Genomic DNA, 18474 nt, shown 5'->3' on the forward strand with positions numbered 1-18474 from the left:
AGTGTAGTTCAAGTATAAGTTTGCACCAGCTTGGTTAACTGTTAGTTCAACCTCTATATAAGCAGCAACAGCTTGTAACTGTAATGCTTTATGCCCAATGTAAGGTACAGAGTCAGTGCTCGTTAACTCAAAAGAGCTACCACTTGAAGTTACTCCTGCATCGCCCCACACAATCGGTTCTACATAATCATTAACATCAGTTTTCGACCAGCCATATGGCGTTGTATTACCCTCGCTATCTAAACCGCTGTTAACTAAATCACACACTTGCCATGTTCTGCCGCCAAGATGCACAAAAGCACGATAACGGGTATCTGATATTTTTAGTATCGCGTTCTGTTTTGTCGGTGTTAATCCACCGAATTGCGGTTGTGACAAAGACGCGCCGTATCTAACTAAATCAGATGTAAATGCAACTTGCTGAGCCTCAACATCAGCAATCAACACATCAGAGCCGGGTGCGGCTAGGTCACTACGCAGTACACCATCCCCACGCAATTTAAAGTTAGGGTTTAATGTTGGATCTGTGCCTGCATCAACAACCTGCGGAAACTCACCAGACCAACTCCACCAGTTGCCGTCATTATCAAGGCCAACGTCTAATAAACTGGTAAATGTAAAGCCTGCTGCAAAAGTGCCAACTGGCAACCAACCAAGCGATTCAATAGCGTTAATTGCGTTAATCGCTTCTGTTTCTACGCTTTGCTCGTATCCATCAATAAGCGCCTTGGCAAATATGGCGGCGTTATCGACTGACAGTACATCAGCATCAATAGCTGCCTGGGCCGCTGCAGCATCAACCGCATAAGCTATTGAAGTAGCCTCTGCCGCATCTGCTGCAGCTTGTGCCCGGTCTGCCTCTGTTTTTGCCCGATCAGCTTCATTGGTAGCTGACTGTATAAAAGCCTGCATTGCGTTAGCTGTGGGAAAAGTTTTAATAGGATCCGCGGCGTCAGCTGGGTTACCCTCTTGATACGTTAAGTTACCAACTGTTAGTGTGCCGGTTGTTCCTGTTGTCAGCTCAAGCTTAAACACTGCGTTTTCGCCGGCGTTTAATAATACCCCTGATAAGCTTTGCCCTGGGTAAGATGCAGTAGTGCCATCTAAGTTACTGCTATAAGTCTCGCTGGCCAGCTGCGTAAATGATCCGCCAGACCTCTTACCAAAAAGCACGACACTTAAAAATCCTGGTTCGCCTGGCGCAAGTCCGTCAACCTCAACAGAAAACCCGGCATTGTAAACAGAGTTATAAGCATCTGCCGCAAGCGTCTTAGTTGCCTCTGAACCTGCGAAAGCTACAGTACGTAAAACGCCGGTACCGGAATCGCTGACGTTTTTATAAAGCACAACAAACTCGTCATCTTGTTCACTGACAACGTAAAAGAATTCACCTGGTGCTGTATTGGCAATGCCCAATAAAACAGTTTCATAAATATTGGAATCAAACATAGCCACATCGGCCGCTGTTTGCGCGTCCTGCGTTAGCTTAACAAGGAAGTTAGTCAGCGCCGGGTGCGCCTTGGTGTCCTGGTTGTGATCATCAAGCACCTGATCACCAGTTGCCAGCGTCAGGTAGTCATCGCCTAATTCATCAAATCGCTTTTGTACTGTCCGGCCGTCAGCTGTTCTAACCAGTTCGGCACCTGAATTTTCGTTTAGCTCTTGGCGCAGAAAACCAAAGTCAGCAACTTGTTCTGCAGGGAACCCACCAAATAACGCAGAAGTAACAAGGCCGCCAGCTGCAGACACTACGCTAGGATCCAGCGATACAGGGCCGTTTAAGTCAATGATTGTAAAGTCAGCACCATACTGTGCGCTGCGCACAAAGCCATATTGAAAGCCGGTTGACAGTGCAACACGTACCGCCCGGCCAATCTCATAAAATGCTGTTGCATCACCATTAATACGAATTTTCTTCGGGCCAAGGTATGCTGCATCACGCTCATTAATAAAATCACTTTGCCGCTGCGTTACATCAGTTACAGGATCAGCTGACCACACCGGCACATCATTGGCATCAGTCACCACGATTTTATAAGCGCCAGCCAAGTATATGCTGGCATAGCCTGACGCATTTAAGATCACCGGGTTAGAATTAGCTGTTTCGCCATTCTCCCCGGTGAAAGTGGCTTTTCGTTTGTTGGTGCCGGCCTGGTAAGTATGCACCTTACCAAAGGCTAAAGGATTGCCGTTATCATCCCATGCGTAAAACTTCGGCCCGATCATAGCTGTTGGCATTGTTATTTCCTCATAGCCTTTTCAATTTTTTCTATTTCTACACGGGCCTGTTCGTAAAACTGGCGCAGTGCTCGGTTTTTTTGTTCGTAGTAACGATCAATGGCCGCTTCTTTCTCTGCCTTGCTCATTGATTTGTTGTACTTGTATGATGCAATTATAGCCGTCTGATCAGCGAAAGCAGCATCCATCTGCCTAAATGCGCCATCTAAAGCTATCATACTTTGGTTAATACCTTTGCTGGCAAACTCTTTTAGCAGTCTATCATCACGCTGGGCTTCACGCTGCAATACTGCAAAGTCGCCCTTAGCTGTCATAGCACGCTGGCGCAGTTCGTAATATCCCTCTGTCCACTTGGTACGGTATGGTACTTTGCGGCCTATGAACTGCTGGCCAAAGTAATCAATCGGGCCTTTACGGTCAAACGGCCTTTCTCCCCATTCGTCAGACTTCCACAGCATAGCCTCGGATGCGTCAGCGATATACGCCTCAAGGTACCTGAAATAACCTTTTGCATAATGCTGTGCCAGCAATGGCGATACATTAAGCTTTTCACCAAGCGCCCGGTATATGGCCGGAGTACGATCAGTAAACTGATACTGCGGCGATACGTTCTGCAGGTTTTGCGGAATGATAGGCGAACCGGTGAAAGTTTCGTTTTTCAGTGCTTCCATTACTGGTTGTAAAAAGCCCGGGTAATCACCAATGCCCATGGTATTAACTGCCGTCCACGCTAAAACCTTGGCAGCCTCTTTGCCGTCACGCTTGGCCACGTAATCTAAGGCAACCTCCGGTATAGTGGCAAATATATGGCCTATGTCGTATGGCCTTGGGATCTTGACAGGCTTATCCAGTCCTGGCGGGAATATCCACCAAAACCGGGCTTTTTCGTCAGCCGTTAAACCTAAATACCTTTCATCATCACTGTTGATAATCCAAAGCAGTACCGTTGCCGCTGTGACAACTGCGCCTTTTAGTAGGAAAGCGTTTTTCTCGGCGTGCAACTTAGTAAGGTTTGCGCCTTTCATTTCGCCTTTAATTTCCATGATCTCTCGCACCGACTTATCAACACCTTGCAAACCGGCATTCATAAACGGCACTGTTCGCAAGTACATAGACCATGCTTCACCGCTGCCCATTTTGGCAAAGTCTGTCGATACTTCGCGTGCTTCCCACGCTGCTTGCATGGCGTTCTTGCCGCCAGCAATGGCCCTGGAGTAATCACCAACACGCGAACCATATTCAAACAAACTGGCCGCTCTATCCCAGCCTGCTAAAGCCTTGGCTGATAAATCCCAAAGGCTACGACTTGGCAAGTCAAGCTGGCGCCGACTGCGCATTTCTGCAGTTCTTGCCTCGATACGCGTACCAAATGCACCACCTTGCAGCCTGAACTGCTTATATGTGTCAGTGTTAAACAGGAAGTGCCCCATGCCCTCTAAGGTAGTGTATATCGGTATGAATTTGTTTTTGCTGATTAGCGTAGCGCTCACTGTATCGCGTACAGCATTAGGGCCAAGGAACTGCAGCATGGATGTTATTAGCCTGGTCTGTACGTTCTTAACTGTGAATATGGTTTTCATTACCACGCCGGCATTGACGCCGCCCATGCTGGTTAGCATGTCAATTACTATTGGGCTACGCACCTCAAACCAAACACGCTTGCCACCGATAACAGCGCTATCCACATACGTTTCGGAAGTCCTTGGCTTATGGCCAAACGTCCAGAAAGTTAGCAGTTTCGGGTTACTGGCTAGTGTGCTGGCAATCTCTGCCACATCAACCACATCAGCTGCAGCCGGATCCCCGGCAATAATCTGGCCGTCCTTGCTTACTGTCATGCCCATCTCAACAAGTACATCAGCCATGTTCTTAGCGGTCTGCTCAAGATCAGCTTTCACCAGCTTACTATCCGGGGCCAGCTTAGCGGCAAACATGGCACCATCTTCATTGTTAATAATGTCAGTAAACAGCTGGTTTTTAGCCCTGGCAACCATGGCTGCTTTGATATTGGCCTGCAACCCCTCAACAATGTTAGCTGCAATATCCCTTACGTTCTGCTCGCCGCCTTTTAAGCGCTGGCCTATCTTGCTTACATTGGCGTATTCGCCTTGCTCCATGCGCTCAACTATCCGCTGGAATGGCACATAGTTCTTGTTCATTTCAGCGAATGATGTTCTCTGATCAGCTGTCAGCAGGCCCATGCTCACATAGAAATCGAGCATCCGACCATTGAAAGCCTGGAATTCATCAAATACCTTTTTAAAGTCTGGCCGGGTATCTGCCAGTTTAAGGCCGGCTTGGATCTGCTCTGGTGTAAATAGCCTTTCGCGGTTTTGCCTGGTTAGCTCTGCGGCCCTGCGTGCTGCAAAGTAATCCATCAATAAGTTAAACTCTGTCGCGCCTTTTTTGGCAACCGGCCAAAATACATCATTCAAGCCTTTGCCGGTGAATTCAAAGGTGCCATCAGCTTTTAAGCCTGGCGTGCCGTCTTTCATAACAGCTTCATGCACTGATTCAGCACCGTTGATCATCTGGAACATTTTATAAGCGCTGGCGGTAGCATCGTTAATATCACCGTACAACGTGCGCTCTACGACTTTAGCAGCATGGATCCGGTCAATCGTGCGCTGGCGCAGCATAGATGCCGGTAAGTCGTTAATCATCTTCATTACAGTTTCAGCCGGCGATACTCTGTCGCCCTGGTTAGCACGTAACTGAGCGTGCGCACCCTGCAGGTAATACTTGTGCATTTCCTCTTGCAAGTTTCGCATACGCTTATTGAGCTTAGGATCCTGAGCTAATACCGCCTCAAACTTAACGGTATACTCCGGGGCCCGGCTCTGTGCTTCGCTGTACTGCGTTAGCCATAGGCGCACATACTCGGCAAAGCCCTCTTTAGCTTTGAGCTTGCTATCACTGGTATAGCTAAGCTGCTCAACCTGCTTTTTCATTGCCTTGTCATTGTATGAACTGGTAAAGCGCCCGGCAAAGCTGTAATGGAAATCAAGATAGTGCGCCATTTCATGCGCCAGCACTTCAACATTGTCATAGTTGGCAATGCGCACCTCGCCATTGTTATGGCGGTAAAAGCCCAGCTTGGATTTGCCTTTTACTTTTCCGTTGTAAACAGTGGTGCCGATTATCTGCTCAACCCGATACCGGATCCCCTTTCTGTCACGTGGGTTATCAACATCAGGTAGTTTGACCTCACGATCACCAAGCTTAAAGGTGTCGCCTGCAGGCCGGTTAGGTATGCCAAGCTGCATATAGGTAGGCTGCCATTTTGGCATTGGCGTATCGGCGCCCATGTTAAGCATCATTGCGCTGGTGCCGTCTACGGTTTCCTGGTCTTTGGATTTAGGCTTAAGCTCGTTAATGATCAGTGCGTGCCGTGACTTCAGCTTGCCAAGCTCACCCTGTTGCGGAAACTCTTTAAGCTGCTTTTTCAGCTTAGGTAATTGCGCTTTGCTGTTGGCCAGTTCCATTTCCATACGCTGAACTGTGTCAGGTATGCCCTTAACCACGTTAGTAATGCGCGTAATTAGGCCGCCAGCGTCAGCGTTAGCCGGATCCTGCACGCTGATAGAGTAATCTCCGGCCTTGCTAATCTCTATTGTTACCGCATCAGTAAGCTGTGCAATCTGAACTGCAAGATCAAACCCGGCATAGTTACCTAAGCTGTCGCCGTTCTTAGCTGATTTAATCGCAGCCTTTAGCGCCTCGCCTGCGTCTTTGCGCTTATCGTAGGCTTTGCCATCAATAGTGATAACAAACTCAGCAGGAAGCGATACAGCTGCATCCTTACGCGCAAGTGCTATATCGCTTTCAGTTGCCGGTATAGCCTTTTCAATTCTCACTATCGAATCGCGGATAGAAAACTGCTCGCGGTTGTGCTCGCTTTGCAGCTGCTCGATCTTGCGCATTTTCTGGCGAATGTCCATTTCTTCCAGTATTAACGGATTGCCTGAACTGGCCGCTTTCATTTCAGCAGCGTTAGCCGCTTCGCCGCCTACGTCCTCAATGCTACGATCCTGGGTATTGCCTTTACGAACCTGCTCAATAAACCGGGCCTTGGCTTCAATGGTCTGCCACATACGGCTATCGAGTGTGTTCTTTGTGGCATAGCGCAGTATTTCTATTTCAAAGTTAGGGTTAGGCTTTCCATCAGCATTAAATGCCAGCACGTTACCCTGGCGAATGATCCGGCCCTCGCGCTGCTCTAAGTCGCTAGGCCGCCATGGCGCATCCAAATGGTGTAAAGCTACCAGCCTTTCCTGCACGTTCATGCCGGCGCCCATTTTGGCAGTCGAGCCCAGCAGCACGCGCACCCGGCCAGATTTCACCTTGGCAAACAGTTCATCCTTTTGCAGCTCGGTATTAGCATCATGGATAAATGCAACCTCTGACTCAGGCAAACCTTTTGCTATAAGCTTTTGTTTTATATCATCATATACAGAAAACTCACCATCCAGCGCCGCCAGTTCATCCGGTGACATACGATCAAGCTTAGCCTGGGCCGCTTCATCACCATTGTCTGCCTGCTCTATCAACTCACGTAGCGCCGCTTGCTCTTTGGCCTTTGCTGCTTTTGGCGTGCTTAAGTCAATAAAAACCAGCTGCGCACCTTTAACGCTTTCATACTGTTTGTATAGCCGCATTATCTCACTGACTGAGCGGTTTATCTTGCTGCCAGGAAAGTCAGGGTAGGACGGATCAATCATGCGCATATCAAGCGCAGCTTTGCGTGCCGCGCCCATAATAGACAGCATATTGTCATCGCCCTTTTGCGGCTTCTTGGGTAGATTCTCTGATCGCCAAACTAAGCTACCCTCTGGATAGCTTTCTCGGCCCTTTTCATCTGTGACAGGCTCACCAATAAAAGCAGCCTGATCTCCGCTGCGGTCAACTACAACATTTACCGGCTTGCCGGTTTTAATGTTAGGCGTTGGCAACTGAACATCATCACGGTTAACCACATCAGCAAAAGTTAGGTACCGCTGCATCAGTTCAGGAATATTCACGAACTTGGCAAACCGGCTATTCAGTTTGTAGTTGCCGCTTGGCGATAACTCCCAATCTGTTACCACTTCGCCAAACATACGGGCCCAGGCATCAAAGTGCGCTATGCCCTGCTGCTGCAGTGTGTCGTAATCAAGATAGCGCTGCATGGTGTAAAGCTCGGCCATGGTGTTACTGATAGGCGTACCAGTGGCAAACACTACGTTATTGCCGCCAGTTTGCTTTAACACGTACTGCACTTTCATAAACATATCGGCCGCTTTCTGGCTGCCCACCGGGTTACCAAGTCCGGCCACCCTGGTCATGCCAGTCGCAAAGCCCAGGTTTTTAAATTCGTGCGCTTCATCCAGAAATAAAGCATCCACGCCCAACTCGCCAAACGTCAGGTTATCGTCTTTGTTTTGAGTGTCGAACAGCTTTTTAAGCTTCTCCTGCAGGCGTTCTTTCTGCTTTTCAATCTGCTTAACGCTTTGGTCTTTCTTACCCTCGCGGTCACGTATATTCTGTATAGCTGTTTCAATGTCGCGGATCTGCTGCCTGATAAAGTCAGCTTGAAAGTCTGCATCCATTTCCACTTTGCCAAACGAACTATGCGCAACGATAACGGCATCCCAATCACCGGTGGCAATACGGGCAAACAGTTTCTTACGGTTACCCTTTTCAAAGTCCTTTTTAGTTGCCATTAGCACATTAGCGCCCGGGTAAAGCTTCATAAAATCTTCGGCCCACTGACCTACTAAATGATTAGGCACCACTATCATCGGCTTTTTGGCTTTGCCAGTACGGCGCATTTCCATGGCCCCGGCAATAACGGTAAATGTTTTACCAGCGCCAACAACGTGATCCAGCAATGTAGTGCCGGATTGCATCATGCGCCAAACTGCATCGGCCTGGTGCTTGCGCAGCTTAATGGTGTCAACCTTGCCGGGGAAAGTTAAATGCGAGCCATCAAAGTCACGTTTTACGTTTGTGTTATAGGTGTCGTTATACAGCCTGGACAGCTTAGCCCTGCGTGAATCATCAGCCCATATCCATTCGCGGAACTTGGCCTTAACCTTTTCTATTTTCTCATTAGCCGCTGTTGTGGCCGCCTCATTGACAACTGTTGTGTTTTCATCAATGCGATCACGGACAACTATTTGCTTTTGGTTTGCTGCAGCTTGGATGATAGCGCCAGCTTCTACCCGTGAAGTGCCCCACTCAGTTGCAGCTGACGTAGTTGGCCGGCCGCTGATATTCCATGATGCGTTAATAGGGTTATACGTTGCCCTGGCATCAGTACCCAGCAATTCACTGGCAAAGCCTGACATAACACTTTCAGGTAACCACGGCGCACCCGGCTTAATGTCAATATCAACAGCTTCAATGTCTCGCGGTTGAACAGCTTTAAGTGCTTCAACATTGCGAGCAAACTTACGATCAAAGACTGCCAAGTCCTCGGCCTGCTGTAACTTCTTGCGCACATTACCTGATAGGTATTCGTCACGGGTCTGGTATTCACCCGGCGCTGATTCAAATAGCAGATCAGACAGTTCTTTCTCTATCGCTGCAGGGGGCTTTCCGTAAAGCTCGACCATGTAATCCATATCAACACGGCCGCGCTCAGACAATGATGCGCTTAAGGCGTCAACTGCTGTATTAGCTTTTTCCGGCGACTTATACGGCGACTGCGTGCGCTTTGTGAATATCGCGGCTTTCTTAGCGCTTGGTGCCCTGACTGTTTCGCCAGTGCGCTTTGCCACCGCCGCTGATACGCCACGATCAAAGCCATCTTCGAGTGCTGATACTTGCGGCCAGGTAGGATCATCACGGAACAAGCGCTTATTGGCGTCAAGATTAATCGGGCCATTACGCTTAACAAACGAATCATAAGCATTGTTTAGTTTCTTCCTTAGCGCATCTAGCGCTTTGTCGCTAACTCCCTCAGTCAGCTGGGCCTTGCGCAGATCAGCGAATATATCGCGCAACTGAATAATACCGGCCACCCGTTCTTTTGCCTTATCGCTCTGGAACTCTACAACGGTACTGGCCATGCCGGCCATGTTATCTTCTTCGCGGATCCTGATTTCACCGTCTTGGATGAACATCGAGCCAACTTTTACATTGGCTAATGTATTAGGTACCTGCTCGTAATCCTGCTTAACTGGTTTGCCTGGTTTATCCATAAAGGCTTTTGGCAGCTTGCCAATCGCCTGCTGCAGTAAAGCATTAGTGTCTTGCCCGTCACGGGCAACAAGCGCCGGCGCATCTGGTGAATACATCGAACCGTAAGCACCAAACTCGCCAAGCATCATATCCGGGTTAGTAAGAAAATATGAATTAAGGGAAGATTTCTTACCATTTTTGTCGGTATGCTCGCCAACCTTTACCCACGACTGATCAGCTTTCTCGCCATCACGCAGCTTACGCAGAAATATTATGTCAGTCGTTACTTCGGTACCGGCGTTTTTAGCAAAGGCATTGTTAGGTAGTCGGATAGCGCCAATCAGTTCAGCTCGGTCAGCCAGGTATTGCCGGGCCGTTGAACTATTAGCATCTAGCAGATAGTTAGACACAACCATTGCCAGTACGCCATTAGGCGCAACTGCATCCAAGCTTTTAGCAAAGAAGTAGTTATGTATGCTGAACTTGCTTAAGTCCTTACGCTTGCCATCATAAAGCTTCTGGCTGCCAAACGGCGGGTTACCGATAGCAAGATCAAAGTGATTATCTGGCAGATTTATTTCTTGAAAGCCTTTAGGCGCCTGAATGTTTGCACCCGGATAAAGCTGCTTAGCAATACCGCCAGTAATATGATCAAGCTCTGCCGCAACAATCTGAGACTTACTGCGGTTACCTGCCGGCATCAGGCCGATAAAGTTACCTGAGCCCACAGACGGCTCTAATACCTTGCCACCGGCAAAGCCAAACTGGCGCACAGCTGACCACATAGCGTTGACGATTTCAAAGCTGGTGTAATGCGCATCCTGCGTACTGCGGATAGCTGCATCGTATTCAGCTTCGGTAAGTAACTCTTTAAGCTCGGCGGTTTCTTTTTCCCAGCCTTTTGCGGCTTTACCTTTTGCACCATAGAAAGCTTGGGGCAAACCACCCCAACCAACAAACAGCGCAAGCTTAGCCTGTTCGTCTGGTGTAGCTTGGCGGTTTTCCTGCTGCAACTGCTTAAGGATCCGTATCGCTTCAATGTTGCCTTTAAACTTGGTTTTCGGGCCGCCTTGGCCTATGCCTGTTTCAGCTGTAATGGTGAACATTTGCGGCCGGGCCTGCGCTGGCTCTGGTCGCATATTGTCAGCTGGAGCTTCTGCCTGCTCTGCAGCTTTGGCTTGCGCCTCTACTTGATCACTATCGCCCCTTGATATTGGTCGCTCTGCAATGCTTGGTTGTGCAGCTGCATCGCCTCCATCATCAGGCCGTTCTGCTCGCTGGGTTCCTCGCTCTCTGGCTTCTGGAATAGATGATTCTCGCGCACCATCACCCACGCTTCTTCCGGGCTGTACCCCTGGGCTTCCAGCTGGTTCAGCTCCTGGTACGTCTGTTCGGCTGCGTTCTGCAGGTAGCTCTGCAGCTGGCCGTCTTTCTGCAACTGCTGGCGCTTTTTCGGTAGATGCTCTTTCAGGTGCTTGTCTGCTGCCTGCATCCAGTTGGCTAGGTTCATTGGTTAATACCTCTTTTGTTACGGCCTCAAGTCTTTCAGCCATATCTTGCTTAATATCGTCAGGCAGCTTTGTTGCACGAATAACCTTGCCAAGCGCTTCCGCTTTCGCCTTTATTGATTCCGGTGACTTTTCAGCCTGAACATTAGCTATGCGCTTTTCAATTTCATTGCGCTGCGACTGCTGCTTATCATCCAGTCGAGTTTCCATTGCTGGCTTTTGTTTTTCCTGGGAAATGGCCTTTTCATACTCACGCTTAGCCCGGTCGTATTTTTCCTCAGTGCGTGCGTCAGTAACAGCGACCTGCTCGGCTAATTGGTTACCGGTAACGCGCATTTGCTCAAGCCAGAATTCTGCTTCTGTTTGTACTGGCGCCTGCTCTGGCGCTGCAACTGTTTCAGGCTCTTGGATAGCTGGCTGCTCAACCTGCTGCGCTGGCTTATCAAGTGCATCACGCAATGCGGCTTCTTGCTTGGCGCCAAAAGACAAACCAGCCTCGGGGCCGCTAGTGATTTCTGCCCCGGGGAAAGGAAAGCCAGCTTCTTGTAGCTTGGCCCTGATAGTGGGTATATCGCCATACACGCGAACTATGCGGCCGTCACTTTCGATAATAGTATCATCAAGGTTTAGCTGCTGCTCTGCCTCGACAACCTTTTCAACTGTAGCAGCTGGCGCAGCATCAGGATCAACAACAGGGATGTAACCATCTTTAAGTGCGCCGCGCTCGGATAGCTTCTTCAAAACTATTTGAGCCAATGATTCAGGCTGATCAAGCTGAACCGCTGGCGGGGTCACTTGTTGCGGCTGCTGCGCCTCTGGCATAACAGGTTCAGCTTGTTGCTGTTGTGCAACCTCCATCTGTGCTTGGCTGGGGTCTAACCTGCGGATAGCTTCTGCCTGCGGGTCATTAAACTGCGTAGCATCGACCTGTGACTGTAGCGCCTGCGCAAATTGCTGATCAGCGCTGGGTGCTAATGCTTGCTCTACCTTGGCCTGGCCATATTGAACCGGTGCTGATACGCCTGTCATTAACGGGCCAGCAATCGAACCAATTATGCCGGCATCAATAATGCGGCTACGGGCTTCTTTCCAAGTCGTGTTTTCATCCAGAAATCCAGCTTCTAAACCAATGTTAATTGATTCAGTGATCATTTCCTGAATAGCGTTGGTATAGGTTACATCAAAAGCTTTTCTGAAAAAGCTGGTGCCTGGTGCTAATAGCTTTGAAAGCGGCAAGTATTCTGGTATTGCTTCGGCTGCTGCGCTGGCCATGGCAAACTGCCGGGCCTTTTGTGGCTCTAAACCTTTTTCGCGGCCAACCTCATATTGCTGACCTGATACCTGCGCACCGATAATACCCATTGATACTTGTGGGTTACGGGTCAGGATCCCGGCCACCAGTGCCGGCACCATTTCTGCAGTCGATGTAATCGCAGCTGATGTATAGTAGGCCACGCTTCCGGGCTCTGCATTAACGTCTGATGCCTTGGCCCTGGCCTTGCGGATCAGATCATTAGAGTAATTAACAATATCATCAGGGTTAAATATACCCATGTTCATTACTTCGGTAAGCTGCTCGTCTGTCAGCTCGCCAAGCATCTGCTGCTTAACCTTGCCAATAGTATCTTGATTAGCTGGATCCTTGCGGTCAATTAAGCCGTTATTGCCAGCCCATGCCAGTAATAGATAATCGCCCTCACTAATACCAAGGCGGCGGCTTGTGTCTTGTATGCGCTGCAGCCTATGGCCCTGCATATCCTCGCCAACCATTTTGACAAGTCCGGCATAGCTTTGTTGGAATCGGCCGGGCACATTAGACAACCCTTTGCCGGTAGCCTCAAGAAAAGTATCGTACTGCTGCGGGATAGGCGGCGTTGCGCCTGTCATTGCATCATAGGAGGTATCTGGCAGTTTTGGAACGCCTGCGGCCGCTTCCAGCTCTGCTGCAGTCTGCGCCATTTGCTGCTCGCGTACTGACGGCTTTGGTGCGGCCGGCCTTAGCTCAGGGAAATTACTGTAAATGGCCTGGCTTATTTCATCGTCTGACATTCCATCCGGGAAAGCTAACTCACCTACGCCATCAACTTTAATTATCTGCATTACTCAAACTTCCCGGTAGCTGGATTGAATGTTCTCAGTGTACTGCCAGACTGTGCGCCTGATAAGTCCTGAATATCAATTTTCAGCTTACGGGCTGCTCTTGCCACTGCATCAGCTGCACTGCTTGATTCGCCAGACTGGCGTAGCCTGGTTGCCTCAGTAGCCAATGCTTGCACCTTAGAGCGGGTATTAGGATCAAGGTTTTGCAAATTACCCTGCTGGTCAAATATACCCCCCATAAGCTCAGCTGCTTGCCGGTACATAAGCGATTCGTCTGCAGTTTTAAGGCCACCATCACCATCGGATCCAGACTGTTGCGCACGCAGCAAGGCGTTGCTAGTTGTGCGGTCAATCTCTTTGCCACCCTGAAACATAATGTCCTGGTCACCAAACGCTTTAACTTCCGGGTTAGCTTCTGGTTTAAGTAGTTGCTCAATCTCACGGGCTCGCGCCAGCTGCATAGTTACAAAATTCCTGTCGTACTGCTCAGGCATATCCTTGGCCGCTTCTGGATCAAGGTTCTGCCTCACTTGCTGATAAGCCTGCTCAGGGTTTTCGTTTTGCAACACATAAGCAGCCATACGGCCCAGCATATCGATATTCTGTTCAGCCTGCTTCTTGGCTGGCTCGTCCATTTTTGAGTACGCCTCAAGGATCTGCTTGCCCTCTGCCGGATTTATCGCGATAAACTGGCGCATTGCACCTTGATCACCGGCTGCAACCTGACCACGTAACTGGCCCATTTGCTGCGCCTGCTGCGCCTGCTGCGCCCGATTAGCCAGCATGTTCTGGCGTTCGCCTAATTCAAACTGACGATCTTCGTCCATGTAGCCAATTTGCTTTTGTGCCTGCTGCATACGCAAAGCGTTCATTTCGCGGTTTTGTCTTGCGCTTTTTAACTGCTCTACGTTCTGCAGTATGTTACCTAAATTAATCCCGGCCATTACATGCCCCCCATGGCAGCTGTTAGCACATTGGTATACAGGTTATTCCTGATATTGCCGTATGCGCCAATTTTCTGAGACTGGATATTGCCTTGGTTGTAAGCATTGTTAGCCAGTGCGTTACCCATGTTTAAAGTACCCTGGCCTACGGCTTGCCCCATTTGTGAACCGGCCTGCTGCACTTGCTGGTTAGCTACTTGGCCAACACCGGCCATGCCAGCAAACTGATTAAACTGGTTGTTAAGCCGTCCAGCTTCCATGGAGTATTGTTGTGCTGCCCGGTTAAATGCGTTGCCATATTCCTGGCTGGCCATGCCTTGATTGTACTGAGTAAGCGCTTTAGCCTGGCCGCCTGATAACAAATTGCCACGGGCTGCAGCTGATCTATCCATGGCTTTCTGGCCCTCAGCCAGTCGGAATTGATAGCCGGGATCAGCTTCAAAATTAAAATTGAACTGGCCCGGGTCAAACTGGCCTGATTCCATGCCACGTTGCAGACTGCCTAACGCCTGAATGCCAATGTCGCGCCACGGTGCCGCATCCTGCCGTTGCTGCTCGAACAGTTCTTTTTGAAAAGCTATGTTTTCACGGTTGGCTGTGAGCTGTGCTTCTGTAGCTTTATTACTAGCGTCAGATTGGGCGCGTGCTATTTTCTTGGCGTCTTTAGCGTCTTGATACGCGCCACCCAACATAGTGCCGCCGATAATTGCTTTACCAAAACTCATAATTTCACCTCAAAGTAAACTGTGTCTGGATCAGACTTATATTCTGTCATGCCGACCTTACGCGCCAAATTGGCTATTTTGCCCGGTGGGCAGTCTGTAATTATGCGCTTAGCGCCAAGCTGAAAAAGCCAGTGTATGATTTTAAAGCATAACTCCCGGCTGTGCTTTAAGTATTTACGCGGCTGCGCTATGTGAACCTCTACCGTCCCAGGATCAACAACCCAAAACACAAAAAGCATTTTTGCATCGCCGCTCATTGCAACCCATGGCTGATAGTAAAACGATTCTGCGAACACGCCTACTCGCTCAACTATCTCAGGCTGGTTGTATAACTCTAATGCTTCTTCGTTCGTCGCTATCCTGATCACATTATACCTGCTGCGATAAGTGCCGACCTGAATGCGGTTAGCTGGGCCGCTTGATTATTATAGTCGGTAATTAAAGTATTAAGCTGCGTTGTTCTGCTGTTTAGCAAATCTACCACGGTTTGATAGTGGGCCTGATTATACGTTGCTGGCGCTGCGGCAATGACTGTTGCTGATGTACTGGCAGTTGTGCTGTCCGGCAAATCAACCGATGCAGCTTTCTTAACTAGACCAGCTATAGCCAGTGTAGCAATATCGTTCTGGCCTATTATCTTTCCATTGCTACCATGCGCTGTTTCTTGACCTACGTGAGCATTAAACTGCGTCAACAATAAATTAAACAACACTGTCAGCTGCTGTATCTGCTGCGTTGCATTACCTGTAAGCTGTATGCTGGTTTGCGCAACGTCTGCGGCCTGCTCTGCGGTTAATGTAGCATCGTCCAGCTGGTTACCTGCTGGGTTAGCCGTCCTATCCCACAAGCGATACAGGTACTCTTTTAGCTCGCGGGTAGGCATTCCATTTTCGTCAACAATACGAACAGCTATCGGCGGAGGGCTTACTTTAATTACTGCCACGTTCCACCTCTATAAACGCTGACATAACGACCATAGGCACCGGATCAGTTATTACCACTTTAAAAATGCGCTGCCTAAATGATCCAAGCCGGCGCCAGCGAACCCGGGTAAGGTATTCACCCAACTTACCGATAGCTGTCCACTGTTCATTGCTCCAGGTTTTACCGCCATCATCTGACCACTGCAGCATTGCCATAGGCGTTGAGCCATATCCGGTTACCAGCCCTACACCGCTTTCCATATCCAGTTCAAGCTCATGGCAAAACATTCTGCCTCGGCCGCCATGGATAACAGGCGCCTGCATAGTGCGAATTATCGGATCACCGTTATCGTCCTGGGCATCCATCGACAGGTCAAACACTGCGCCAGATTGAAAGTCTCCAACAAGCTGACGGCCGTAGCAGTCACAATGACAACTGGCTATGTGGTGGCCAAAGTTAATACTGGCTCGCTCATGCCATAACCCGGTAGAAACATCAAAGCACCAAGTAAGCTCAAGCTTAGGAAAAGTGATTAGGTAAAAAGCATGGCCCTCGTATTTGTATTCCCACGAATAAGCGTCACTAATATCACCCTGGGCAATTGAGTGCTCAACGGCGTGCGTGCTTATTCTGATTGGGTTATAACCGTTTGTCCGGTATACGATGCGATCATCACCGACAAAGAACAGGCTGCTATCCAGCTTTGAAACGGCGTAGGAATTAAGTAATCCTGTTTCAATGAAAGCGCCCTGCAGCCGGTCAAAGGGAAACAGCGCAGCGCCGGAGTTATACCAAACCTCTATGCTATCTTCGCCAAGCACCCACAGTTCACGGCCGTTTGATATGACAGCCAATGTATTATCTGGCGAGCCCTCTGCAGTGGCAAAATCCAGTGCATCAAGCTCAACAGAAAGCAGGCCGCTTATAAAAAACTGGCCGGTGCCTGTGCGGTTAAATATAAAGTAACCGTCTTGGTAAGTAACCGTGTTAGCCGGGTACCAGCCATCACCTGAAAGCTCAGTTACTTCTTCACCATCAAAAAAATAGCCTTTCTTGCCATCGACAATCACCAACTGTATGCCGTTATCATCGGCAATTACTTTGCCTGATAAATCAACTTCGCCAACATCGGCATATTGGCCATCAGCCTCAACACGGTACAGGTTAGTTTCGGTTACCGCATAAAGCTTGTTTTTAAACTCATGCAGCGCCAGCACCGGGCCGGTGGGTAACTGAGAAAATAAACCAAGGCCTGGCGTGCCATACAAAACAACGGGCGATTTACTGTCTTGCGGCAAGGCTTCTGCAAAAGCATTAATCAGCCTGCTTGAATTGGCGGCCTTACTGCGGCCACTGTTGCTTGATACTACCCACTGGATCTGCTGTTTCATGTTGGCCCGTTGTGAATGTCATAGCCCCGGGTGCGAATAAGCGCTGCGTCAACTTCCATAATCAGCGCCCGGTCTGCTGCATTAATACGTTTAACACCGGCGATAGCCTGCCGGTACTGAGCTGCGATAACCTGGTCAATCTGCTTTCCGTACTCTGGCGCCAGCTCAATAGCCAAACCAAGCCTGATTGCTCTGGCGTATTGATCAGGGAACTCTAAAGCTTCATCCAGCACAACAGTATCTTGGTTGAATGGCTTAAGCATGGTTAGCACCAACTGATCACCAGGCACTGTAATGCTGGTAAACCGAATTAAGCCAGTTGGGTCGTAATACAGAAACGCTGGCCAGTTAGAATCAACGTCTTTAATCGGTATGGCGTCATACTGGTTGCGCGTAGTTACGGTTACCCGGCGCTGCAGTCCAGTCGGATCCTGAATGTATGCCGATATAACCTGCATTGGCTGAACTGTGTCAAAGTCTAAGCCAGGCCCGATAGTATAGTCTCGCTGGTTAATCAAGATAAACGATTCACGCACATAGGCCGGAACCATCAGCGTTTCAGTTTGCCAGCTCGAAAGCATTTGCTTTAAGTAATCCAGGGCGTCTTTAACCTCAGACGCCGCCGGTTGCTCACCAGATGATACTACGCCTATCGTGCGTAGCGCTGACTTAATCAGCGTTCTGACTGTTGCCATCTAAGTAATCCTGAATTGCTTTAGCAATGGTTGGCTCGCCCATGTTCTTGGTCGCCCGCAAATCAAACGCCTTAGCAAGATCAATCAGCTGATCTTTGCTTAAGTCGCGGGGATTGACCACAAAAACAGCCAGTAGCTTTTCAGCTTCTTTGCTTAGCTCTTTGGGGCCGGGGTCTTTTTCAGGCTCCTTAGCTTGCTCTTTGGCTGGCAGCTTGGCCGGAGAATCAACATAGCCATCTTTCAACATGGCTTCGTATTCGTCAGCTGTAAGGTGGTAAATCTGAGCTGGCTTGTTAGGGTGAAATAGCCATGATGGCGTTTTTTTATCTGACATGATCTATTGCTCCTGTTTTGATAACTTATCAGCGGCTACGTTTTTTATTACTGATTTGCTAGCTTACTACGCAGTTCGTAGCCCATTAGCGGCCATACTTTGGCGACAGCATTTTGCCGGGCAATCTTGCGGCCTAGCTCAGCATTAAAGTTTTCAGGTGACGCGCAAGCTGATTCACCGGTAACAGTAAATCCATTTTCCAACACCAAAACGCAAAAGGTTAAAAGACATAATGATACTGGCACATCCTGCATTGTTCCTGCGGTTGTTTGTCCAGTATCAAAACGCTCTTGCCACCGACCTAAGCAACCGTTACTTGCAGTGAAATAATGCTCACTGGCAATGTTCGCTTCTAAATCTGCAGGCATAATGCGCGGAGCAGTTAAGCCCTTATCCTGAATTTCTTGCTCGATTTCGTTATCATTCACTGTTGTATCTCCAAAAAGAAAAA

10 protein-coding genes are annotated in these 18474 nt (G+C 49.0%); all 10 read right to left on the reverse strand.

Features of this window, described 5'->3' with window-relative positions; genetic code table 11:
- A partial coding sequence (locus tag V7D78_RS12615; protein WP_333608808.1) for a hypothetical protein occupies nucleotides 1–2238 on the reverse strand: 2238 nt, incomplete at its 3' end.
- 2 nt (nucleotides 2239–2240) lie between these two features.
- Nucleotides 2241–13010: an LPD38 domain-containing protein gene (locus V7D78_RS12620; protein ID WP_333608809.1), complete on the reverse strand. Its 10770-nt coding sequence runs from the start codon at nucleotides 13008–13010 to the stop codon at nucleotides 2241–2243.
- Nucleotides 13010–13954, reverse strand: a complete 945-nt coding sequence (locus tag V7D78_RS12625) for a hypothetical protein (RefSeq protein WP_333608810.1) — start codon at nucleotides 13952–13954, stop codon at nucleotides 13010–13012. The genes V7D78_RS12620 and V7D78_RS12625 overlap by 1 nt, the downstream gene beginning before the upstream one ends.
- A complete protein-coding gene (locus tag V7D78_RS12630; protein WP_333608811.1) occupies nucleotides 13954–14679 on the reverse strand; it encodes a hypothetical protein in 726 nt (241 codons plus the stop codon). Before V7D78_RS12630 ends, V7D78_RS12625 begins: the two co-directional genes overlap by 1 nt.
- Nucleotides 14676–15047, reverse strand: coding sequence for a hypothetical protein (locus V7D78_RS12635; RefSeq protein ID WP_333608812.1), 372 nt, complete (start codon nucleotides 15045–15047; stop codon nucleotides 14676–14678). The genes V7D78_RS12630 and V7D78_RS12635 overlap by 4 nt, the downstream gene beginning before the upstream one ends.
- The gene (locus tag V7D78_RS12640) at nucleotides 15044–15622 is read right to left on the reverse strand and encodes a hypothetical protein (RefSeq protein WP_333608813.1); all 579 of its coding nucleotides are present in this window, start codon (nucleotides 15620–15622) and stop codon (nucleotides 15044–15046) included. Before V7D78_RS12640 ends, V7D78_RS12635 begins: the two co-directional genes overlap by 4 nt.
- Nucleotides 15609–16994 carry a packaged DNA stabilization protein gene (locus V7D78_RS12645; protein WP_333608814.1) on the reverse strand — a complete coding sequence of 462 codons (1386 nt, stop codon included), beginning with the start codon at nucleotides 16992–16994 and terminating at the stop codon, nucleotides 15609–15611. The genes V7D78_RS12640 and V7D78_RS12645 overlap by 14 nt, the downstream gene beginning before the upstream one ends.
- Entirely contained in the window at nucleotides 16991–17689 is a 699-nt protein-coding gene (locus V7D78_RS12650; RefSeq protein WP_333608815.1) for a hypothetical protein, read from the reverse strand. The genes V7D78_RS12645 and V7D78_RS12650 overlap by 4 nt, the downstream gene beginning before the upstream one ends.
- Nucleotides 17664–18023: a hypothetical protein gene (locus V7D78_RS12655; protein ID WP_333608816.1), complete on the reverse strand. Its 360-nt coding sequence runs from the start codon at nucleotides 18021–18023 to the stop codon at nucleotides 17664–17666. Before V7D78_RS12655 ends, V7D78_RS12650 begins: the two co-directional genes overlap by 26 nt.
- A 47-nt stretch (nucleotides 18024–18070) precedes the next feature.
- Nucleotides 18071–18474: Gp49 family protein (locus V7D78_RS12660; protein WP_333608817.1), on the reverse strand; the 404-nt coding region annotated here is incomplete at its 5' end.

The organism is Arsukibacterium sp. (genome assembly GCF_036735525.1).
Lineage (GTDB): Bacteria > Pseudomonadota > Gammaproteobacteria > Enterobacterales > Alteromonadaceae > Alishewanella.

What these genes read in the sequence shown, in the direction of transcription:
- V7D78_RS12620 (WP_333608809.1), bottom strand. Translation starts at nt 13,010, where the DNA reads ATGCAGATAATTAAAGTTGATGGCGTAGGTGAGTTAGCTTTCCCGGAT.
- V7D78_RS12625 (WP_333608810.1), bottom strand. Translation starts at nt 13,954, where the DNA reads ATGGCCGGGATTAATTTAGGTAACATACTGCAGAACGTAGAGCAGTTA.
- V7D78_RS12630 (WP_333608811.1), bottom strand. Translation starts at nt 14,679, where the DNA reads ATGAGTTTTGGTAAAGCAATTATCGGCGGCACTATGTTGGGTGGCGCG.
- V7D78_RS12645 (WP_333608814.1), bottom strand. Translation starts at nt 16,994, where the DNA reads ATGAAACAGCAGATCCAGTGGGTAGTATCAAGCAACAGTGGCCGCAGT.
- V7D78_RS12650 (WP_333608815.1), bottom strand. Translation starts at nt 17,689, where the DNA reads ATGGCAACAGTCAGAACGCTGATTAAGTCAGCGCTACGCACGATAGGC.
- V7D78_RS12655 (WP_333608816.1), bottom strand. Translation starts at nt 18,023, where the DNA reads ATGTCAGATAAAAAAACGCCATCATGGCTATTTCACCCTAACAAGCCA.